Annotated in this window: 16 protein-coding genes and 2 pseudogenes; 3 read left to right on the forward strand and 15 right to left on the reverse strand. The window is 45.4% G+C overall.

Annotated features, from left to right (window positions below; genetic code table 11):
• The first annotated feature begins 64 nt into the window (after nucleotides 1–64).
• Together JHL22_RS15070 and JHL22_RS15075 are read left to right on the forward strand one after the other, a co-directional pair.
• On the forward strand, nucleotides 65–1024 hold the full coding sequence (locus JHL22_RS15070) for a DUF4357 domain-containing protein (RefSeq protein ID WP_200239292.1): 960 nt from the start codon (nucleotides 65–67) through the stop codon (nucleotides 1022–1024).
• A gap of 77 nt (nucleotides 1025–1101) precedes the next feature.
• Nucleotides 1102–1302, forward strand: a complete 201-nt coding sequence (locus tag JHL22_RS15075; protein WP_200239294.1) for a transposase — start codon at nucleotides 1102–1104, stop codon at nucleotides 1300–1302.
• 25 nt (nucleotides 1303–1327) lie between these two features.
• Here the strand turns inward: JHL22_RS15075 and tnpC are convergent.
• A pseudogene (gene tnpC, locus JHL22_RS15080) lies at nucleotides 1328–2353 on the reverse strand (IS66 family transposase); the annotation flags it as partial.
• Between tnpC and JHL22_RS15085 the strand changes: the two are divergent.
• Nucleotides 2338–2478 (forward strand): annotated as a pseudogene (locus JHL22_RS15085) (IS3 family transposase); the annotation flags it as partial. The pseudogenes tnpC and JHL22_RS15085 overlap by 16 nt on opposite strands.
• Before the next feature lie 429 nt (nucleotides 2479–2907).
• Here JHL22_RS15085 and mobF read toward each other — a convergent pair.
• From mobF to JHL22_RS15150, 14 genes are all read right to left on the reverse strand, one after another.
• Nucleotides 2908–5820, reverse strand: coding sequence for a MobF family relaxase (gene mobF, locus JHL22_RS15090; RefSeq protein ID WP_200239297.1), 2913 nt, complete (start codon nucleotides 5818–5820; stop codon nucleotides 2908–2910).
• A gap of 72 nt (nucleotides 5821–5892) precedes the next feature.
• Nucleotides 5893–6930, reverse strand: a complete 1038-nt coding sequence (locus JHL22_RS15095) for a type IV secretion system DNA-binding domain-containing protein (RefSeq protein WP_234041335.1) — start codon at nucleotides 6928–6930, stop codon at nucleotides 5893–5895.
• A complete protein-coding gene (locus JHL22_RS16030; RefSeq protein WP_234041336.1) occupies nucleotides 6854–7429 on the reverse strand; it encodes a type IV secretion system DNA-binding domain-containing protein in 576 nt (191 codons plus the stop codon). The genes JHL22_RS15095 and JHL22_RS16030 overlap by 77 nt, the downstream gene beginning before the upstream one ends.
• A gap of 11 nt (nucleotides 7430–7440) precedes the next feature.
• Nucleotides 7441–7863: a hypothetical protein gene (locus JHL22_RS15100; protein ID WP_200239299.1), complete on the reverse strand. Its 423-nt coding sequence runs from the start codon at nucleotides 7861–7863 to the stop codon at nucleotides 7441–7443.
• Nucleotides 7856–8605, reverse strand: coding sequence for a StbB family protein (gene stbB, locus JHL22_RS15105; protein ID WP_200239344.1), 750 nt, complete (start codon nucleotides 8603–8605; stop codon nucleotides 7856–7858). The genes JHL22_RS15100 and stbB overlap by 8 nt, the downstream gene beginning before the upstream one ends.
• A 43-nt stretch (nucleotides 8606–8648) precedes the next feature.
• On the reverse strand, nucleotides 8649–9128 hold the full coding sequence (locus JHL22_RS15110) for a hypothetical protein (RefSeq protein ID WP_200239301.1): 480 nt from the start codon (nucleotides 9126–9128) through the stop codon (nucleotides 8649–8651).
• Nucleotides 9129–9138: 10 nt separating this feature from the next.
• Nucleotides 9139–10506, reverse strand: coding sequence for a replicative DNA helicase (gene dnaB / locus JHL22_RS15115; protein ID WP_329610677.1), 1368 nt, complete (start codon nucleotides 10504–10506; stop codon nucleotides 9139–9141).
• Entirely contained in the window at nucleotides 10503–11399 is an 897-nt protein-coding gene (locus JHL22_RS15120) for a hypothetical protein (RefSeq protein WP_200239303.1), read from the reverse strand. Before JHL22_RS15120 ends, dnaB begins: the two co-directional genes overlap by 4 nt.
• A 78-nt stretch (nucleotides 11400–11477) precedes the next feature.
• Entirely contained in the window at nucleotides 11478–11759 is a 282-nt protein-coding gene (locus tag JHL22_RS15125) for a hypothetical protein (protein ID WP_200239305.1), read from the reverse strand.
• An 11-nt stretch (nucleotides 11760–11770) separates the two neighbouring features.
• On the reverse strand, nucleotides 11771–12772 hold the full coding sequence (gene virB11 / locus JHL22_RS15130) for a P-type DNA transfer ATPase VirB11 (RefSeq protein ID WP_200239307.1): 1002 nt from the start codon (nucleotides 12770–12772) through the stop codon (nucleotides 11771–11773).
• Nucleotides 12750–13862 carry a type IV secretion system protein VirB10 gene (gene virB10 / locus JHL22_RS15135; RefSeq protein ID WP_200239309.1) on the reverse strand — a complete coding sequence of 371 codons (1113 nt, stop codon included), beginning with the start codon at nucleotides 13860–13862 and terminating at the stop codon, nucleotides 12750–12752. The genes virB11 and virB10 overlap by 23 nt, the downstream gene beginning before the upstream one ends.
• Nucleotides 13859–14983: a TrbG/VirB9 family P-type conjugative transfer protein gene (locus tag JHL22_RS15140; RefSeq protein WP_200239311.1), complete on the reverse strand. Its 1125-nt coding sequence runs from the start codon at nucleotides 14981–14983 to the stop codon at nucleotides 13859–13861. Before JHL22_RS15140 ends, virB10 begins: the two co-directional genes overlap by 4 nt.
• Nucleotides 14984–15005: 22 nt before the next feature.
• Nucleotides 15006–15695, reverse strand: coding sequence for a VirB8 family type IV secretion system protein (locus JHL22_RS15145; protein WP_200239313.1), 690 nt, complete (start codon nucleotides 15693–15695; stop codon nucleotides 15006–15008).
• Nucleotides 15696–15847: 152 nt separating this feature from the next.
• Complete coding sequence (locus JHL22_RS15150) at nucleotides 15848–16777, reverse strand: TrbL/VirB6 family protein (RefSeq protein ID WP_234041337.1); 930 nt, start codon at nucleotides 16775–16777, stop codon at nucleotides 15848–15850.
• Between the last annotated feature and the right edge of the window lie 6 nt (nucleotides 16778–16783).

The following is a 16783-nucleotide window of genomic DNA, read 5'->3' on the forward strand; positions in this document are numbered from 1 at the left end:
ACCTGCGTCATGTGCTGTCGGTGATTGCCGACTATCCGGTTAATCGCGTCGACGAGTTATTGCCTTGGCGAGTGCAGCTGTAAAAACAAGTTTTAAGCTGTCAATACGGTATGGGGCGGAGCATTACACAGAACAGAATGCCACCTATAACACATTAAACGGGCCACTATATGAAACCCATTCACCCAAAGCCTTGAGTGTTTTACTGTTAAGGCTGGACGATTTAATTTCTGACGGAAGTGCAAGTTATCAGCATGATGTCGTTAGTGTGGAACACATTTTGCCAAGACAACCAGCATCAGGTAGCAAATGGAGAGAGTGGATTCCTAAAATTGAGCAGCACCAATATTGGGTACACCGATTGGGTAATTTGGCATTACTGAGTCGCAGGAAGAATAGTTCTGCAAGCAACTTCGAATTTAACAAGAAGAAGACAGCCTATTTCACTAAGGGCGGCATTTCTTCGTTTGCATTAACTACCCAAGTATTGCAGCATGACAACTGGACCGTTGAAGTAATCAAGAAACGACAGGCCGATTTAGTGACAAAATTTGAAAAGGCTTGGCGACTAGATAAACGCATTGATAGCACAGAAGAAGCGACAGAGATGATGGCGTTGCAAACTCTAGCTGAGGCAGAAGCACTGTTTGAACTAAAACAACCAAAAAGCGGACTAGAAGCTCTTGCTCGTGAGTTAGGTGATGCTTTTGTGGTGCTGAAAGGCTCCAAGGCTCGCAAGGAGTGGAGTGGTGTTCCGCATAGTTATAATAACCTGCACTCTCAACTGATAAATAATGGTGATCTGCTTCCTGATAATACCAAAGAGCTTCTGGTTTTTGTTCGTGACGTGAGTTTTAAAAGCCCAAGTGCTGCATCCGCTGTTATTCTCGGCAGAGCTGACAATGGCCGTTCTAGTTGGCGTTTACAAGGTACAACTATTAATTATGGAACGTGGCTTGATAATCAGTCCGTTAATAAACCTGCTTCGGGTAGAAACGAAATGACAATAGCAGAAGCAGAGTAATGCTCCGACCAGTGCCGTCTTGAATTTCCTCGTAAAAAAACGACAATAGGTTCCAATCTATTTTTAGGTTGGAACTTATGAACAGCACTCACACTTCTACAGACGCGTACCGGCGTCTTTCTCGCCGTCATTTCACCAAAGATTTTAAACGCAGCGTGGTTGAGCATTTGCTCAGCAATGAATTAACGGTCGCTGAGGTTGCCCGTGAACACGATTTGCATCCCAATCAATTATGCCGTTGGCGTAATGAATGTAAGCGTTCGGCCATCTCATCTTGACAGCGGTTTTCTTTAACCTGTTTTTTTACATCGCTGTCTGTGGTTGCCAATTATGCGGCAACAGTTCAGCAATACGGCTGGCGGGCTGAGTGGGCAAGCGTGTGAGTACATCCTTCAAATAGGCATACGGATCATGCCCATTGAGCTTGGCGGATTGAATCAGCGACATGATGACTGCGGCCCTCTTGCCCGCTCGCAAAGAGCCTGCAAACAGCCAGTTCGAGCGGCCAATGGCCACCGGCCGGATCTGCTGTTCGATATGATTGTTATCCACTGGCAATTGCCCATCATCCAGATAACGCGTCAATGCCACCCAGCGTTTCAGGCTGTAGTCCAGTGCTTTGGCAGTGCCTGATCCATCTGGCACCCGCTGTCTGTGGATTTGCATCCAGTCATGTAGCACATCGGCCAGCGGCCTGGCCCGTTCCTGCCGGATACGCAACCGGTCTGCCGGGGCCAAGTCCTTGACCTGTTCTTCTATCCGGTAGAGTTGTGCAATATGATGCAGTGCCTGCTCGGCCAGCTGGCTGCCGCCATTGGCATGAAGTTCAAAGAATTTACGACGGGCATGCGCCATGCAGCCAATCTCGGTCATGCCCTGGGTAAAGCAGGCCTTGTAACCCGAATAATCATCGCAGACCAAGCTGCCTTGCCAGTTCCCTAAGAACTCACGGGCATATTGTCCGGCACGGCCTTCGTTGAAGTCATACACGACGGCACGTAAATTCTCGAAGGCGCCCGGCGCATAAGCCCACAGATAGGCACGGTGCGTTTTTTGGCTGCCCGGCTTGAGCATCTGCACCGGTGTTTCATCGGCATGAATGACCCGATGCCCAAGCATCACCTGGCGCAAGGCATCAACCAGTGGTTGCAGATGAACCCCGCAGGCGCCCACCCAGTCAGCCAGGGTGGAACGGGACAGTTTCAGGCCCGCCCGCTCAAAGATTTTTTCCTGCCGGTACAGGGGCAAGTGATCGGCATACTTGGCGACCAGCACCTGGGCCAACAGGCCGGGCGTCGCCAGCCCCTTGTCGATCACGTGAGCTGGCACGCGAAGATATCTTTGACTACATCGAAATGTTTTACAACCCGATTCGTCGGCACAGCCATGCGGCGAACCTTTCGCCGGTAAACTACGAACAGCAATACTTTTCTGAGGCAACGAACTGTCTATAAAAGTCTGGTCGATTCAAACTGTATTCACGGAATGCTTACTAAGCACTAGAATTGAATGTCTGCAAGTCGTTTTCCCATCTTCGATGGGTCCCAATTAAGCGACATTGCCAGTCTGCGACTGGCAGCAACTTTAAGCTCTTTGTAGCCCTTAAAGTTGCATACAGGACGCACCCCCTTTGGGGGTTCTGAAAGCCGCATGTCTGCGTGCTTTCAGTCGATTATCTTGAAATATTGAGTGTGGTACAAAATGTGCTTGAAATTTGCTGAGAGCTTTATAAAACCTTGTTTTTTTGTTCTACACTTGTAGTATTTACTGATGTAGACATTTTTATAATTTATCAAAGAGCATGAAAGGGACAGGCAGGGGACACATAGTGGACAGGCAAGGGACAGACAATGGACGCATAAGGGACAAAATAATAGCGAAACCTACATCTCAAATTCCGCATGCGTAAACTCATAATCTTTTTTACTGATTTCTGGTTTTTCAACCTGTAAATCAGGGTTAATTAAGTCATGCGCAAGCCCTTTGTAAGGTACTCGATCAATCGCTTTGGGCAATTTTTTTTGATCGTCTGTGAATACAGTTACCTCATGCTTTTCTCTGGAAATACTCACGTAATAGGTATCCTGAGCCGTGGTTAATGAAAAACTTTCAGCATTATATAAAACACGGTCGCAAGTTAATCCCTGGGCACTATGCGCCGTTGTTGCATAAGCATAATCCAGATGCAATGGTTCATCCGTTGGTAATGTAATGGACCGTCCTGTTTTATCGCCCAGAGTGACTGAGTTTTCAGTAACCATCAATACATCATATCTTTCGCCATTCGCTAGATCTAATGCAGCATTATTACGAGTGACACGGACGACATCACCAGCAGCTAATTCAGCTTCATGCAAATGGTATACAGAAAGTTTGGACATGAGCTTAGGAGCTATTTCTATTTCCTTGTTTGTTTCAGATAATGATCTGACTGTTAGTCTGTCTTTTTGTACATCACATTTAATTACCTCATAGAGATTGCCCCGTGTTAAACCATTTTTATAATCCCGTTCAGGCTGAATAATATCGCCGACGGTATAGTATTTGGTATGCCTGCGTTGCATTTTGGTCGTGTCGTGACGGGTTAATAATTGAAATTCATGGCCTTTGCCAGCCAGTCCAAGGTATTCGTGGATTCTTTCATTAATATCATTTCTGGATGAATTTGTGCCAGTCACAATTAATGTTTTTGCTTGTTCAGCTGAGGACAACGAAACGTATTCATTTGCAATCGTTTCATAACGAGCTGAACTGTCACGTTCTATTGCTCCGGTTTCCGGGTCTTCAAGTATTTTGTCTGGTATTTCAGCAACGCGTTCTATGAAGGCCAGTGATTCTTTAGCATGGCCGGTTGCCGCCAGCTCAACGGCCTTTTTCAAGTTTTCATTTTTTTGACGTTGAATATCACCCATCAACGCTGTTTTCATACCGTTTTCTTGCAGCATGGCAAATGCCCGACCCGCTTCCACGGCTTTTGTCTGGGCAATGTCACCGAGTAAAACAATACGGGCACCAGAAGGCTGTAATTGTTTTAAAAGCTGCTCCATTTGCCGTATTGGTATTACCCCGGCTTCATCAATCACCACCACGGTATTTTCAGCTAATTGGGATTTCAGCCGTTGTTTGTCGGTAGCTGTTAGCTGGGATGCTACTGTTTTTGCCTGAATGCCATCATTGCGCAAGTTAGCGACCTGGGCACCGTAAGGTGCCAAGGCAATCATGTTATAACCACGCTCATTCAGTAGTTTTTGTGTGCTCTGTAGGGCAAATGATTTGCCGGTTCCGGCCAGCCCCTGTATGCCGACAATCTGATCTTTTTCGGAAAGTATCAGTTCTATGGCATCTTTTTGACCTGGCGTGAGCGTTGTGTTGTCCAATTCTGTTTTCAAGGCTTCAGGTTCGATAATTGTTTTAACAGTATTACGACCCTGTTTTTCCATCTCCATAATGTTTTCTTCGCTATGGAATGATGCAGCCGTCGCATAACTTTTTTCAACGAGACCAAGCCGACCGACTTTAATCGCTTTGTTGACGGCATCGTATGCTTTGGCCAATGTTATGTTTTTTGCACTGGCATATTCTTTGGCCCAGTTTTCACGGGTTCTGGCACGTCCTTTTAAGTCTGTGTTGCTAATGTAATGTTCAGGCCGCACAATCAGTTTTCCCTGGCCATGTAATTTTGATAATGACCGTTCGATTTGTTCAACCTCAACCAGACCCGCTGCATGGCTTACTGCGCTTGATAGTAAGTCGTTATGTGACATAACAGTTTCCCGTTCGTTTAAATGCTTAATGGCCCAAATAGCAGCCATATCAGCAATGCGTTGCTTGCTTTCGTCGTCCAGTTTTGGGATTGCTAGTACTTTTTGTGTGCGTTCCTTAGCTTTTGGGTGTTCCGTATTTAGTGACATGCCTATTTCATTTGCTTCTTTTACCCATTCTGCGTGTAATTCAGCACGGCTGTAATTGTCATTTTTGCGCTGGCGAGTGGAAAGCAGGGCAGTTTCACGTTGCAGACGCGAGGCATTTTTAATGTTAAGTCCTTGTTTATCTTTTAGTTCTTTGGCAATTTGCGTTTGTCGTTTACTGAACGTTTCTATTTCTTTGCGACTAATGTGCGCCAATTCGATATGGTCTTTCTCATATCGGATTTCATAACCGTAACCTCTCGCTTCTCTGTCTAGCACCCCCATATAAATGGTATTTTGCAGTTTTCTGAGTTGTACAATTTTGTCGTTTTGCAATGCAGCCCAAGACCCATCTTCACGCTGTGTCTGGTTCATAATGACCGTGTGCGTATGTAATTGTGGATCCGGTACATTCGAGCCGACGGCCCGGGCCGTTTCGTGTCGAAACTTGGCAATGATTAAATTACCGGTTTTTTCCACATGATTAATGCCATTAATCGTTTGTCTTGATTCAGTCAGATGCTTTTCAATATACTGTAGCGTTTCTTCAACGGCCTTATCATGAGCCGCAATAAGGCGTTCATCACCGCCAATTAAAGCCTGTATGGTTACGCTTTTAGGCGCTGAAAAAGTTAAGTCCAGCCCAGAACGGGCGTTTGAGTCTTTACGGATGCTGGTTCCGGCGGTAATTCCGTGACCGTAATTACCTGCCAGCATGGCCTGAAAACGGTTAATATCAACCGAGCCAGACAGTCCCAGTGCTTCAGCTCCTTTGCCTTGCCAGATCGCTGCATTACCGTCTTTGCTGTAGTAGTCGTCTTCTTGATCCCCGTAGTAATGGGTGTTTTTAGATGCTTCACCACGATATAAAATTTTTTTCGTTATCATGTTTTTCCTATGCACAGCCAGTTTGGACGTGTCAAAGTGGCTAACCGATGTTTGGCAGGATTAGAGCCTGCCTTATTGCGCCGATTCTACAAATGGCTCTATCACAATAGGAAAGGCTTCATATTGCATTTGTATTTTGGCAATCGGGTAATCACCCGCAAAGGCAACGTAGCCCATCATTTCTTTGAATGCCTGAATTTCACTGGGGGTTACGACTCGTTCGGTTTCCCGTTTGAACTGGTCAGAGGTATTGCGCGTGTCAACCGACCTTGAAACGCTGTATTCGTAGCGTTTTACTTCGTGTTCACCCAGACTTTTACTCATGTCTTCTGCCGTTTTGGGATCGGTTTTTGATCCGCCCAAAACCGCCAGGTTTCTGAAAGATGCCCGAATGGTGGTTGCCATTTTTTCACCGTAGATATGTTCCAGCTGGGACGTACTTTGCAGGCCAGCCACAATACGCAGTCCGTTTTTTCGGCCTTTGGTTAAGCCTGCTTCCAATGAGGGCAAGGCTTCTAGGCTGGCTAATTCATCAATAAACATCCACCATCGACGGTTTCTGTCTTCTGTCATAGACAAAACCGATGTGATAAACACATCAGCCCAAGCCGATACCAGGGGTTTCATGGCACTTGCCATATCTTCGCGCCAGTTTATAAACAAATTCCCGCCGTTAGGATCTTCCAACCATTCGCGGATTGAGAAGTCACCGGCAGGCATGCTGGTATGCTCGGATAGTTTGTTTGATAAAACAAACCGGGCGCTGGATAGCGCTTTGCTCGCCTCAGAAGAACCCGTAAACAAGGATTCAGCCAACGTGCCTTCCAAATATTTTTTAAGTACATCAGGGGATTCAATCGTACAAAGCCGGAATAATTCCATGATGTTGGTATTGCCCTGGTGATACATTTTTTTTGCGGTTTCCCGGAGTAAAAGCCGTCCGAAGTCATTCCATTCTTCAGAACTTTTGTCCTGGGACATGGGCACCAGTGAGTGAGCAAGCCGCTTCCAATCGTAATCGGCTCGCACTTCATTAAAAAATACCCAGCCAACTGAACGTATATCGTAAGGATTCAGGACAATATCGCCGGGTTTGTAAAACTTGCTCATTAAATCCCCGTTGGGGGTCTATCACAAACATACGTTCCCGGCGTTTACGCACGGTATACGCCATTTTTCTTAATAGGACAGACTTGCCTGAGCCTGTGGCGCCACCAATCATTAAATGAAGGTTTTCCACTTTGATTGGCATTGGCATCGTTGCCACTTCGATTTGCCGGGTAGGTTCAGTACAGAGTTGGCGCAGTTTTTTTGCCGGCACAACTTGTGTACCACGAATAAACTCTTTATAGCCAGCCCCTTCAAACCCCTCGGTTTTGTTGGATTTGGCAATAAAAATAAAGAGTGCTACCGCAAAAATAAAACCAATAGCAGGCCAGATGTATAACGGGCTGTAATGGGGTGTTGCATAGGCAAGTTGTATAAAGTGATTTAATGTCCAGTGTTTAATCCATATACCGCCAGCAATGCTGGCGGCAATGATCCAAGCGGATAAAGGAAACACAAAGACCAATAGCGCCGCTAAACGACGCTTGGTAATTGGCGACATGTTTGTTATTCCTAAGAGTTGAAGTAGAGCGTTAGCAGGGCAGCACCTAAACCGCTCGCTGCACCCGCGACAATGGCCAACATAGCCATTTTTTGAGCGGCGTACAGGGCAATTTTTGCGTACCCGGCGGTATTGATGGAGAGCTCATTGAGCACGATTTTGGTTTCGGTATGGGTTTTCTGAAACTGCGTGAGCAGTTCCGTATTGAGCTTTTGGCCAGTATTCAGCATGGCTCGTTGTACGTCATCCGAAACGTCTTTTGGGAGTTTTTCAAGTGTTTTGGTGATGTGTTCGGCATCTTGAATGGAGACAACGAGCATTTTGGCCGTTTTAGCTAAATGGTTGTCCAGCTCTTCTACCCGTTTTGTAATGGCCGTTACTTCTCCCAGCACTTCGTGATATAAAAAATCAATTTTTTTGCGGGGTTCAGTCATCGCTGTTTTGTCCTGGATTAACGGTTGCTGGATTACTCCCGATTAACGCTATAAAAACTTTATCCAGTTGGCGGTTAACAGGTTTTGCCAATGCTTGCAGGCTGTGCATGTTGGTGAGTTTGTTAATCAGTGGTTTGTTTTTGCGATCGGCTTCACGCAATTTTTGGCGGTAGTCAGTTTTGTCGGCCAGCACATCGGCAATCGTTGTGCGCTGTTCCGCCAGTAACTCAAAGACTTCATTTTCAAATATGGCCACGGCTGGGTTTGCAATGAACTCACCCGATTTTTGAGCGTACATCAAGATGGAAGAAAAGTTGTCTTCTACATCTCCTTCAACCCGATTAAAGATTACTTGTATTCGTTTGGGCTCTACACCCAATCCGACGAGTGCAGAAACGGTTTTAATCGTTTCTCGCTGGGCTTTGCCGGTTGAAACAACGGGTAAAACAAACAGATCAATTTCTGCATGTGAGTCCTCATATTTGAGCATGTGATCTAAAAAGTCTTCAATATTTGATGCGCCCACGTCGATAATGGCATTATCTAGTATCAGTAACTCACGGAAAAGTTGACCAAATTGTTCACCTCGCAATTGGTCAATGTCCAAGCCTAGATCACCAGCAGTTTCATTGGTGGATTCAATAGCAAATATTTGGCTGTTGCTCAGGCGTGGGGCCAGTAGGTGGGAGGCAATCACGGTTTTTCCAACGGAGCCGGTGTAGTTTAAAACTGCAATTTTCATCATATTTCCTTTTTAAAAAATCAAATTAATCGATCAATACCAGTTATTTTTTCTGGCGGTTTTGGGCTTTCCATTCTTCTTTTAACGCGTTTAAATCAACCTCCATATCCCGAATGGCTCTCAGGTCTGCCGGTGATTCAATCCGTTTTGAAGGTGTATTTACACTGGATATAGGTTGTCGTTCTGGCTGTTTGGTGTCGTCTGTATTTGAGGCAGGCGCCAATGTGGTTGTTGGTGCCAGTGTCGGTGTGGTGAGTGACATGACTGCATTTTCAGTTTTGCTGGCTTGGTTTATTATGGATTTGGCTGTTTTGTTTTTCTTGCGGATTCGAAATAACGTTTTTCGGAAAAGTTCATAGTTAATTATTAAACCTGCTTCTTTCAAATCCTCCAGAATTATTTGATAGCTAAGACCCGCAGCAATGTTTCTTTCAATTACCGGGTATAACGCCCGTAGTTTTGCGGCCATACTGATTCTGGAGTCGATCCCAGACAAAATTTGTTCATAAACATTGATCATCATAGGTCTCCTTTTAAAATCCAAATTGTTTGCGACTTGATTGCGTCGCAGGAACAGCGTTACGCAGTCGTGTCAGTTCTCTTTTATCTGCACTTAAAAAACGCGAATACTGGCCCTCAAAGCAAAGATAAATGTCAGCCAGCGGCCCCATTCTTTGCTTACGTATTAATAGTTCGGCATGACCCTTGAACGCGGACTCCGGGTTGTAGTAATCATCTCGATATGCCATCAGGACCACGTCTGCATCTTGTTCGATGGATCCAGAATCACGTAAATCGCTCAATAGCGGACGCTTATCTGCTCGTTTTTCAACGTCTCGGGACAGTTGGGAAAGCAATATAATCGGGCAATCCAGTTCTTTGGCCAAGAGCTTTAAAGATCGGGTAATGCCGCTGATTTCCTCGTTTCGGGTATTGCCTGTGCCTTGCATTAACTGGAGATAATCAATCACGATTAAGTCTAGTTGTCCCTGTCTTTGCTTGGTTTTTCGGGCAGACATGCGGATTTTTGCGACGTTGGATAAGGCAGGGTCATCGGCAATGATCAGATTCTGATCTTGTAATTTTTGTAGTCCAAACGTAAGCCGGGTGTAGTCGTCTGGGCTAAGTTGTCCTGTCCGCAAGACTTGCGTATCAATGCCACCAAATCGGGCAATGCTACGTTCTGCAAGCTGGGCAGCAGACATTTCCAGACTGATTATCAATGCGGTACCACCGTCAGCGGCCACGTTTTCAGCAATGTTGACTGCCAGCGTAGTTTTACCCATTGATGGACGCCCAGCGACAATGATCAAATCGCCTGGCTGCAAACCGCAGGTTTTGTTGTCAAGATCAATAAAGCCAGTGGCAACGCCAGATATAGCGCCATTTTTCTCTTGTCGTGAATCTAAGGTGTCCAGTAATGCAGGCAATAATTGGCCGATACTCATGCCTTCATTGCCTGCAGCTCTACGATCGGTGGCAGACATGACTAGGCTAGTGACGCTTTCCAGTAGATCATCTGAGTTTTTTTCATGCGCCATGATGCTGATCGTATGGCTCAATTCAATGACATTACGCCTGATTTTGTAGTTTCGCACGACCTCTGCGTATTTTTGAATATTGGCTACTGATGGCGTATTTCGTACCAGATCATGCAGGTAGACTACCCCTCCGGCAAGTTCAATTTCACCTGAGTTTTTTAATGTTTCGCCCAGGGTGATTACATCAACAGGAATATCCCTGTTCAGCATTGAAGTTATTTTTTTGTAAATAATTTCATGGTTTTTAAGATAAAAATCGGTTGGGGATAGCAGGCTTTCAATGCGATCCCAGGCATGATTGTCTAAAATCAGCCCCCCAAGTACGGACTGCTCCGCATCTGTGCTGTGGAAGGTTTTCACACATTTTCCCTGTGATATTTGTTTTCAAGACATCCTTTGAAACCTTTATCGGAGACCAAGAAATCCAGTTCTGCAATGAAAGGTATTGTTCTCCCAGGACCGGGTGCAACTTTCCCAGTCAAGAAATCTGAATCATTGCAGATTTCAAAGAATACCTCCCAGGCTTTTAAACCGTCTTCAACGGTTTGGTAGCCAAAGGGTTTGTTATTGCTCGTTGCTGCTTCATTCCATTTTTCTGTTATTGCTCGAATCCGTTTGTTATCTAAAATTTTTACTTTCGGATTCTCTGGCATGTGCTTGTGGTACAAATCAACGATTTCTTGGATAGGGCAGGAGGGGGGAGTGATGAGTAATGCATCATTACTCTTATCTCTTCTGTTCTTATCTATTCTATTCTTATCTAGCTGCGTTACCGTTACGTTACGTAATGCGTTACGTTGCGTTATGGTATCGTTACTCACTTCTTTGGTTTTATTTTGTTCAATAAAATCAGTGTCTTGTGTTTCATTGGTGTTTTCCTGTTCTTGTTTTAACCGTTCTTGCTCTTGTTTTTGGCGAATCCGATAACGTTTTTGACGTTCAGCATTTGTGCTGTCATGGTCGCTGATTTTTTGACGTTTATTCCAGGCAACCGGTTGCCAGTCTTCGTAAATTAGACCGGCATTAACCAGCCTTTTTTTGACCTCCCGAATTACGCCCCGATCAATCCAAAGGCGCTGTGCAACGATTTTATCCATTAGTTCCGGGTCACAATCTTGTTCCAGCATACCGTCAGATTTGAGTGCAAGAATACCGACGAAGTGACGTTGATCTTCAAAAGCCAAAGAAATCATTTTGGGGTCGTTCAGAAAGTCTGTGTACATACGGAACCAGGGCATGCTTGGGTTACTCATAACAAAAACCTCGATAAGATAAATTTCGTTGAAAACGAATAAAAATAAACGTGGATGGGAATTTGGAAGTAGGGGGTGTTAAAGTTGTTTGGCTTTAGCTGCCAGATTTTTTAGGGATGTTCTACGTTGGCTTATGGGTAAACCATGTTTTTCAAAAAAATCACGACGTACTTCTAACCATTTGTTATATCTGCGGCCTTCACGATGCTGCCAGGGATAGGCATTTTTAATGTCCTCACTGATTTGCTCTGGTGTTTTATTAAGCCGCTTTCCTTCCGTATATGTTTTTTCCATAATCTGATAGGCAATAACAGCGAATCCAACCCCTTTATAGGGTTTATTAGTTTGGATTTTGCTCATTGTTTTTTCTCCTAAATTAATAGATTTTTTGGTTGATAATAAATGTCGCGTAATTTGAATTTTTCAAAATAAAGTACGATATCAACGGTGTTTCGTAAAAATGCCTGAATCGTTTCCAGATCCAATTGCCCGCCTGTTGGCGATTGCTTTACCAACATCGCCAAGCGATTAAACGTGTCCCTGGCTGAATTGGCATGAGTAGTGGTAATAGAACCGGGGTGGCCGGTATTTAAGGCAGTCAGGTATTCCCAGGCTTCGCCTGAGCGCAGCTCAGCCAGAAAAATCCTGTCAGGAGAAAGACGCATGCAGGCAGCAATACAATCGCTGGCAGTCACACGGCCACGAGTGCCGCCATACATCATGTGTATGATGTTGCGATGGTTCGGCAGGATTAGTTCGTGTACGTCCTCAATGGTGATGATCCGTTCATCGACCGGAACCCGTTCAATGAGTGAACGGGCAAATGTGGTTTTGCCTGATCCGGTAGCACCGGCAATCACAATGTTTTTCTTGGCTTGAATCGCTTTATGTAAAAAATCAGGAATTTGCCCTGCGTTTTTAAGTGCGAGCAACTCATTATCAATTTGGCTAAAGCCGTTCTTTTTTTGATGTGCTTGACTGTCATCGACATAGTCAAATGCACCATCTGCCGCTAGGTCTTCCAGATGCTTAACCAACTGCGTGTGTTTACGTATATTGATAGCGATGGTGCCATCTAGCGTACCGGGGGGCTGTACTAATTGGCCACGTTCGCCATCAGGCAGGAGGACAGACAAAATAGGGGCATAACCCAGACCGTTGTAAACGGTCAGGGCATTGCATAAAGCCCGCTGGTGATCTAAGGTGAGTGTCGGGCAATCGTGTTGATGCCAGGCACCGTATTCACGGGTAAAGAGCTCACCGGGTCGTACAATTGCCAGTTCGCTTACCTGATCTGATGTCAGGTAAGGCTGTAGGGGTCGTAAAAACGTTCTGACAGCAATGGATTTATCATAAAGTGGGTTTGAGGTCATAAACTTTTGAGAAGTCCAGATCACGGGCAACCATGATGCCAACACGTTCGCCCTGGTTTTTATAAAGAGTGGGAGGGATGTCTAAAGAGTGTTCAAGAACCTTGGCAACAATCTCCTGACCACCATTTGCTGTGTTATCAAAACGGATGTTGTTGTCGCCTTGACTTCCTTGGTTTGAAAGCCAGTTGCCAAAATCACCGACAAGGCTCAATAAAATGGCATTGCCAAATCTTTCCCAGAAATGGTGGTCAATTTTTCCATCTACCCCTGCCTCACCCAGTGGTCCAGTGCCGGGTGAGTCCAGATTTAAAATTACCCCGTTCGGTGTTTCCAGACGATGCCAGGCTACAAATGCCCGCGGCATACCTTGTTCAATGCCGCCTGTTTGGTAGCCCACAAACTTGGTGCCTGCATCAATCAGTATCACTTTGCCGTTAGAACTCATGACGTTTTGAGTCGATATGCAGGTTAGTAAACCTGGCTGGCCGGTAATCAGTTTGGTTTGCATCACACAATCAATCATGGTGCCTTGGGTAATTAAGTAATTACGATCACCCAATTGACCGGCAATAGAGGGGACCAGCTCCAGCGGTCTTAATTTGTCTGCTAACGGTCCCGCATCACTGCTGACGGTATGTTGTGTGGCGGTTTGTTCGGTTGATTGGCTGGTGGATGTATCTGCTCTTAACGGGCTTCTTAACCGTCGTGCAACCGTTTCATTGATAATTGTCATGCCGCCACCTGCATTCCCGCTGATGATAATTGGTATGACCGGATCAGCTTTCGCTGTTTTAGGTTCCTCGGTTATCGCTTGTGTTGGCGGTGGGGTCGGGTTGCTGATTTTAGGTGTCGTTAGTGGGTTATTGATACCGCTACGAAGCGGTATCGCTTCTTCTGCGAGTGCTGCGTCTTTAGGCCCCCAGGATGTCCAGCCGATGACGGCAATTAAAACGATGGCAATGAGCATTACCAGCTTCATAAAGCCTTTTGCCCCGGGAGATAAAGGCCGTTTCACATTCTCAAAGTTTGTTTGACCCCGATTAATCAGATTATCTAATTCAGGCCTGGGGTCTGGATTGTTTTCCATCATTTTTGAATTTCCTGTATATCAAAGGTGATGCTGTCATTGCCTTTGCTAATCAACCATTTGGCCGATGTAGATTGAATCACCAGCGTATTTTTTGGCCGGATTAAGGTTTTGGCGTTATAGGGACGACCCGCTTCACTCAAGGGCCGGACGCTAGGTAATTGCTTTTGCTTGAATTGCATCCATGTCTGGCCGTCTTTTACCCATACCTTGGCCGGAGCCAGAGTTGGGGTGGCTGGTTTTTCTGATACGCGCTGTGGAACCTCATAAGTCGTTCTGACTTGGTTTAATTTGGGTGCAGGTTGAGGTAACTCCTGTTTTTCTGCACCGATTACCACACGTTCAACGCTGGGCGATGCCGTACCCGTATTGGGTTTGTATGGTACATAGCCTTTATTGCCGTTGTGAATGGCAGCGACTTGTTCACCTAAGCGCAAATGCCAACGGTCAGCCGTACGGTGTAAAACAAGGGTCGTGGGATCGGCCATGTGGTGATTGGTGATCACCTCTTGGCCGGTACTGGTTACCTTGTAAATTGCAGGTATTTCAGCCGTATCATTAAATTGCATCCATGTCTGACGCCCATCGTCCCAAATATGGACGGGAGCCAGCTCAATGTCGCCACTCTTTGTATAAGATGCCCAGTTAACTGGTTGGCCAACCTTGGCAAATGATTGTTTGACTGCCTGTTTTTTGTTTTCCTGATACCGTTCTTTGGCCTTGGTATCCGGGTACCTCATGACCAATTTGTACATTGCCTGTGAGTTGCGGTCGTTGCTGTAACTAACCTTGAATGTGTAGTTACGCTTGTTCGTGATGACAATCAAATTGCTGTCTGCATCGTCTGCAATCGGCTTAAAAAACAGGTTATTGTCAAAATGCGTGAATTCGTAGGCTTCACTGTCACCAAAAACGTGGAACTTATAGACTTCATCGTCTTCCAGGACGATGACGGAAGCTACACCAATAACGGCATTCAGATGAATCACATCAGCAGGGTTGTAATTGGCGTATCTAACCCGATGATCAGCACGAGAGTGCTTGGGGGCATCCAGTGCCATGGCTGGCGTTGTTAACACGCAGCACAAGGCCACCGTTATTGCCCGAATGGCAAAGCGGTTCATGGTTTATTCCTATGAATGGGGATTATCTGGACAGATCGGCTGCTAAGTCGTAGCGGGTGATCTGGAACCCGAGCGGGTTACGTCTGGCAACTTCTTCAGTCAGGGGGACTTTGATATATTGAAAAGCGACCGTTGCCAGTAAATGGCGTTCTGCCTGTACTTGGCTGGTGGATGCTTCTCGTTCAGTGGTTGAAAACCTGATCGTTGCCGTTTGATTCTCACCCAGGGTAATCGAATGCACCGTGACATCAATGTTACCCAGCGTACCCAGTCGGGTGGTTGGCGCATACTCTCCTTCAAACCGTTTTCCATACTGGTTTTGTATGGCTGGGTCTGATAATAGGGCACATGTATTGAATTGGTTTTGAATTGTGTACCAGTTGTAGCCTTCGCAATTGAGGACATAAGTATTTAGAAAATACTTATCAATCCTTTCGTTGTAGCTTTCAAATGGTTCCCCCAACTCACTGACATGCTCGATGTTGCCGGTGGCATTGTCAACCCGTACAACGTAAATTTCAGGGGGTTGCTTCAGGGGTGTTAAACCGATTACGGCCCCAATGGCTGCTACCGTCAATACACATGAAATCAAGGCCACTTGCCATGCCCGTTTTCGGCTAGTGACCAGCTCACCGACGTAATCACGTTCCAGCCCTCTGGTTTTTTCTAACTCTGCAGCTACATCAATAGATTTTATTTTTTCTGTACTCATTTAAAACCTTTGTAAAAGTGGTTCTGAGGCATTAACCGGATAGCGAGGTGAATCGGCCGGTTGGTTTGCCGCTGGTGGCTTGAAAGCGCAGCCACTCAAGTAAACTGAAAAACATATAAAAAATAATCTTGTTAAAGACTTCATGAACATTCCTATTTTCTTTTAAGAAGACGGTTTAAACGGAGTGCTTTAGTTACTCCTCCTGCCGCCATGCCAATTCCGAATTGAGCGCCAAAACCACCGGATAGACCTTGTGCCATTCCTGGGATCATGAGCATGACGAACACAGAGGCAATACCAACAAAAAAGTAGCCACCAATTAAGTTCAGTAAGTTGCTTTCGTTTTTGGATAAAAAATCAATCATCATCTTGACGTAAGCCAGATTTAACTGGAGCAAAATTGAAAACATCAAACCAGCTAGCAGGGCCAGAAAAATAAAGTTAAGGGCTTGCGATACCCAACTGTCGAATAGCTTTTCTGTGCGTTCAAAGGCTAGGGCAGATATGAAGATTGGGCCTGCTGCGACAAGTAAGGCCATACCGACTTTGACAACCACCATAATGATAGAAACGACGGCAGAAACAAGCGCAGTCATTATTGAAATTGCGCCACCATAAATTGATATCATGACATTGCGACCGCTCGGCAAAAACGTTTCGAATCCAAGAATTTTTGTTGAAGCCGTGGTTGTTTCCTGTCGCAATGTGTCAATTTGTGCAGATAAAGTATTTCCGCCAGCCACAATGCCTGCAACGTCATCAGGTAGTGATAGCATCACATTAACAATTGCGGTTTGATAAAAGCCATTAGCTGTAATAACACCTGCTAAAACGGCTATTTTTAGATATTTGTGAACAAACTCCATGACCGTCATGTTGCCATGACCCCGTTGCAGCGCGTAGGCATGAAAAAGAAATTGTATGGTTAGTCCAATAATCATGGCTGGGGCAAGGGCTTTTATTAATTGTTCAATCGGTGTATTGACTGCATTGTTTAAAACAGTATCCACCTGCTGCATCAACCATTCACCGATTCGATTGGAATCGGATGGCTTGCTAATGTGGGACGCATCAAATGCCATATGACC

This window comes from Advenella mandrilli (assembly GCF_016595155.1).
GTDB classification, from domain to species: Bacteria; Pseudomonadota; Gammaproteobacteria; order Burkholderiales; family Burkholderiaceae_B; genus Advenella; species Advenella mandrilli.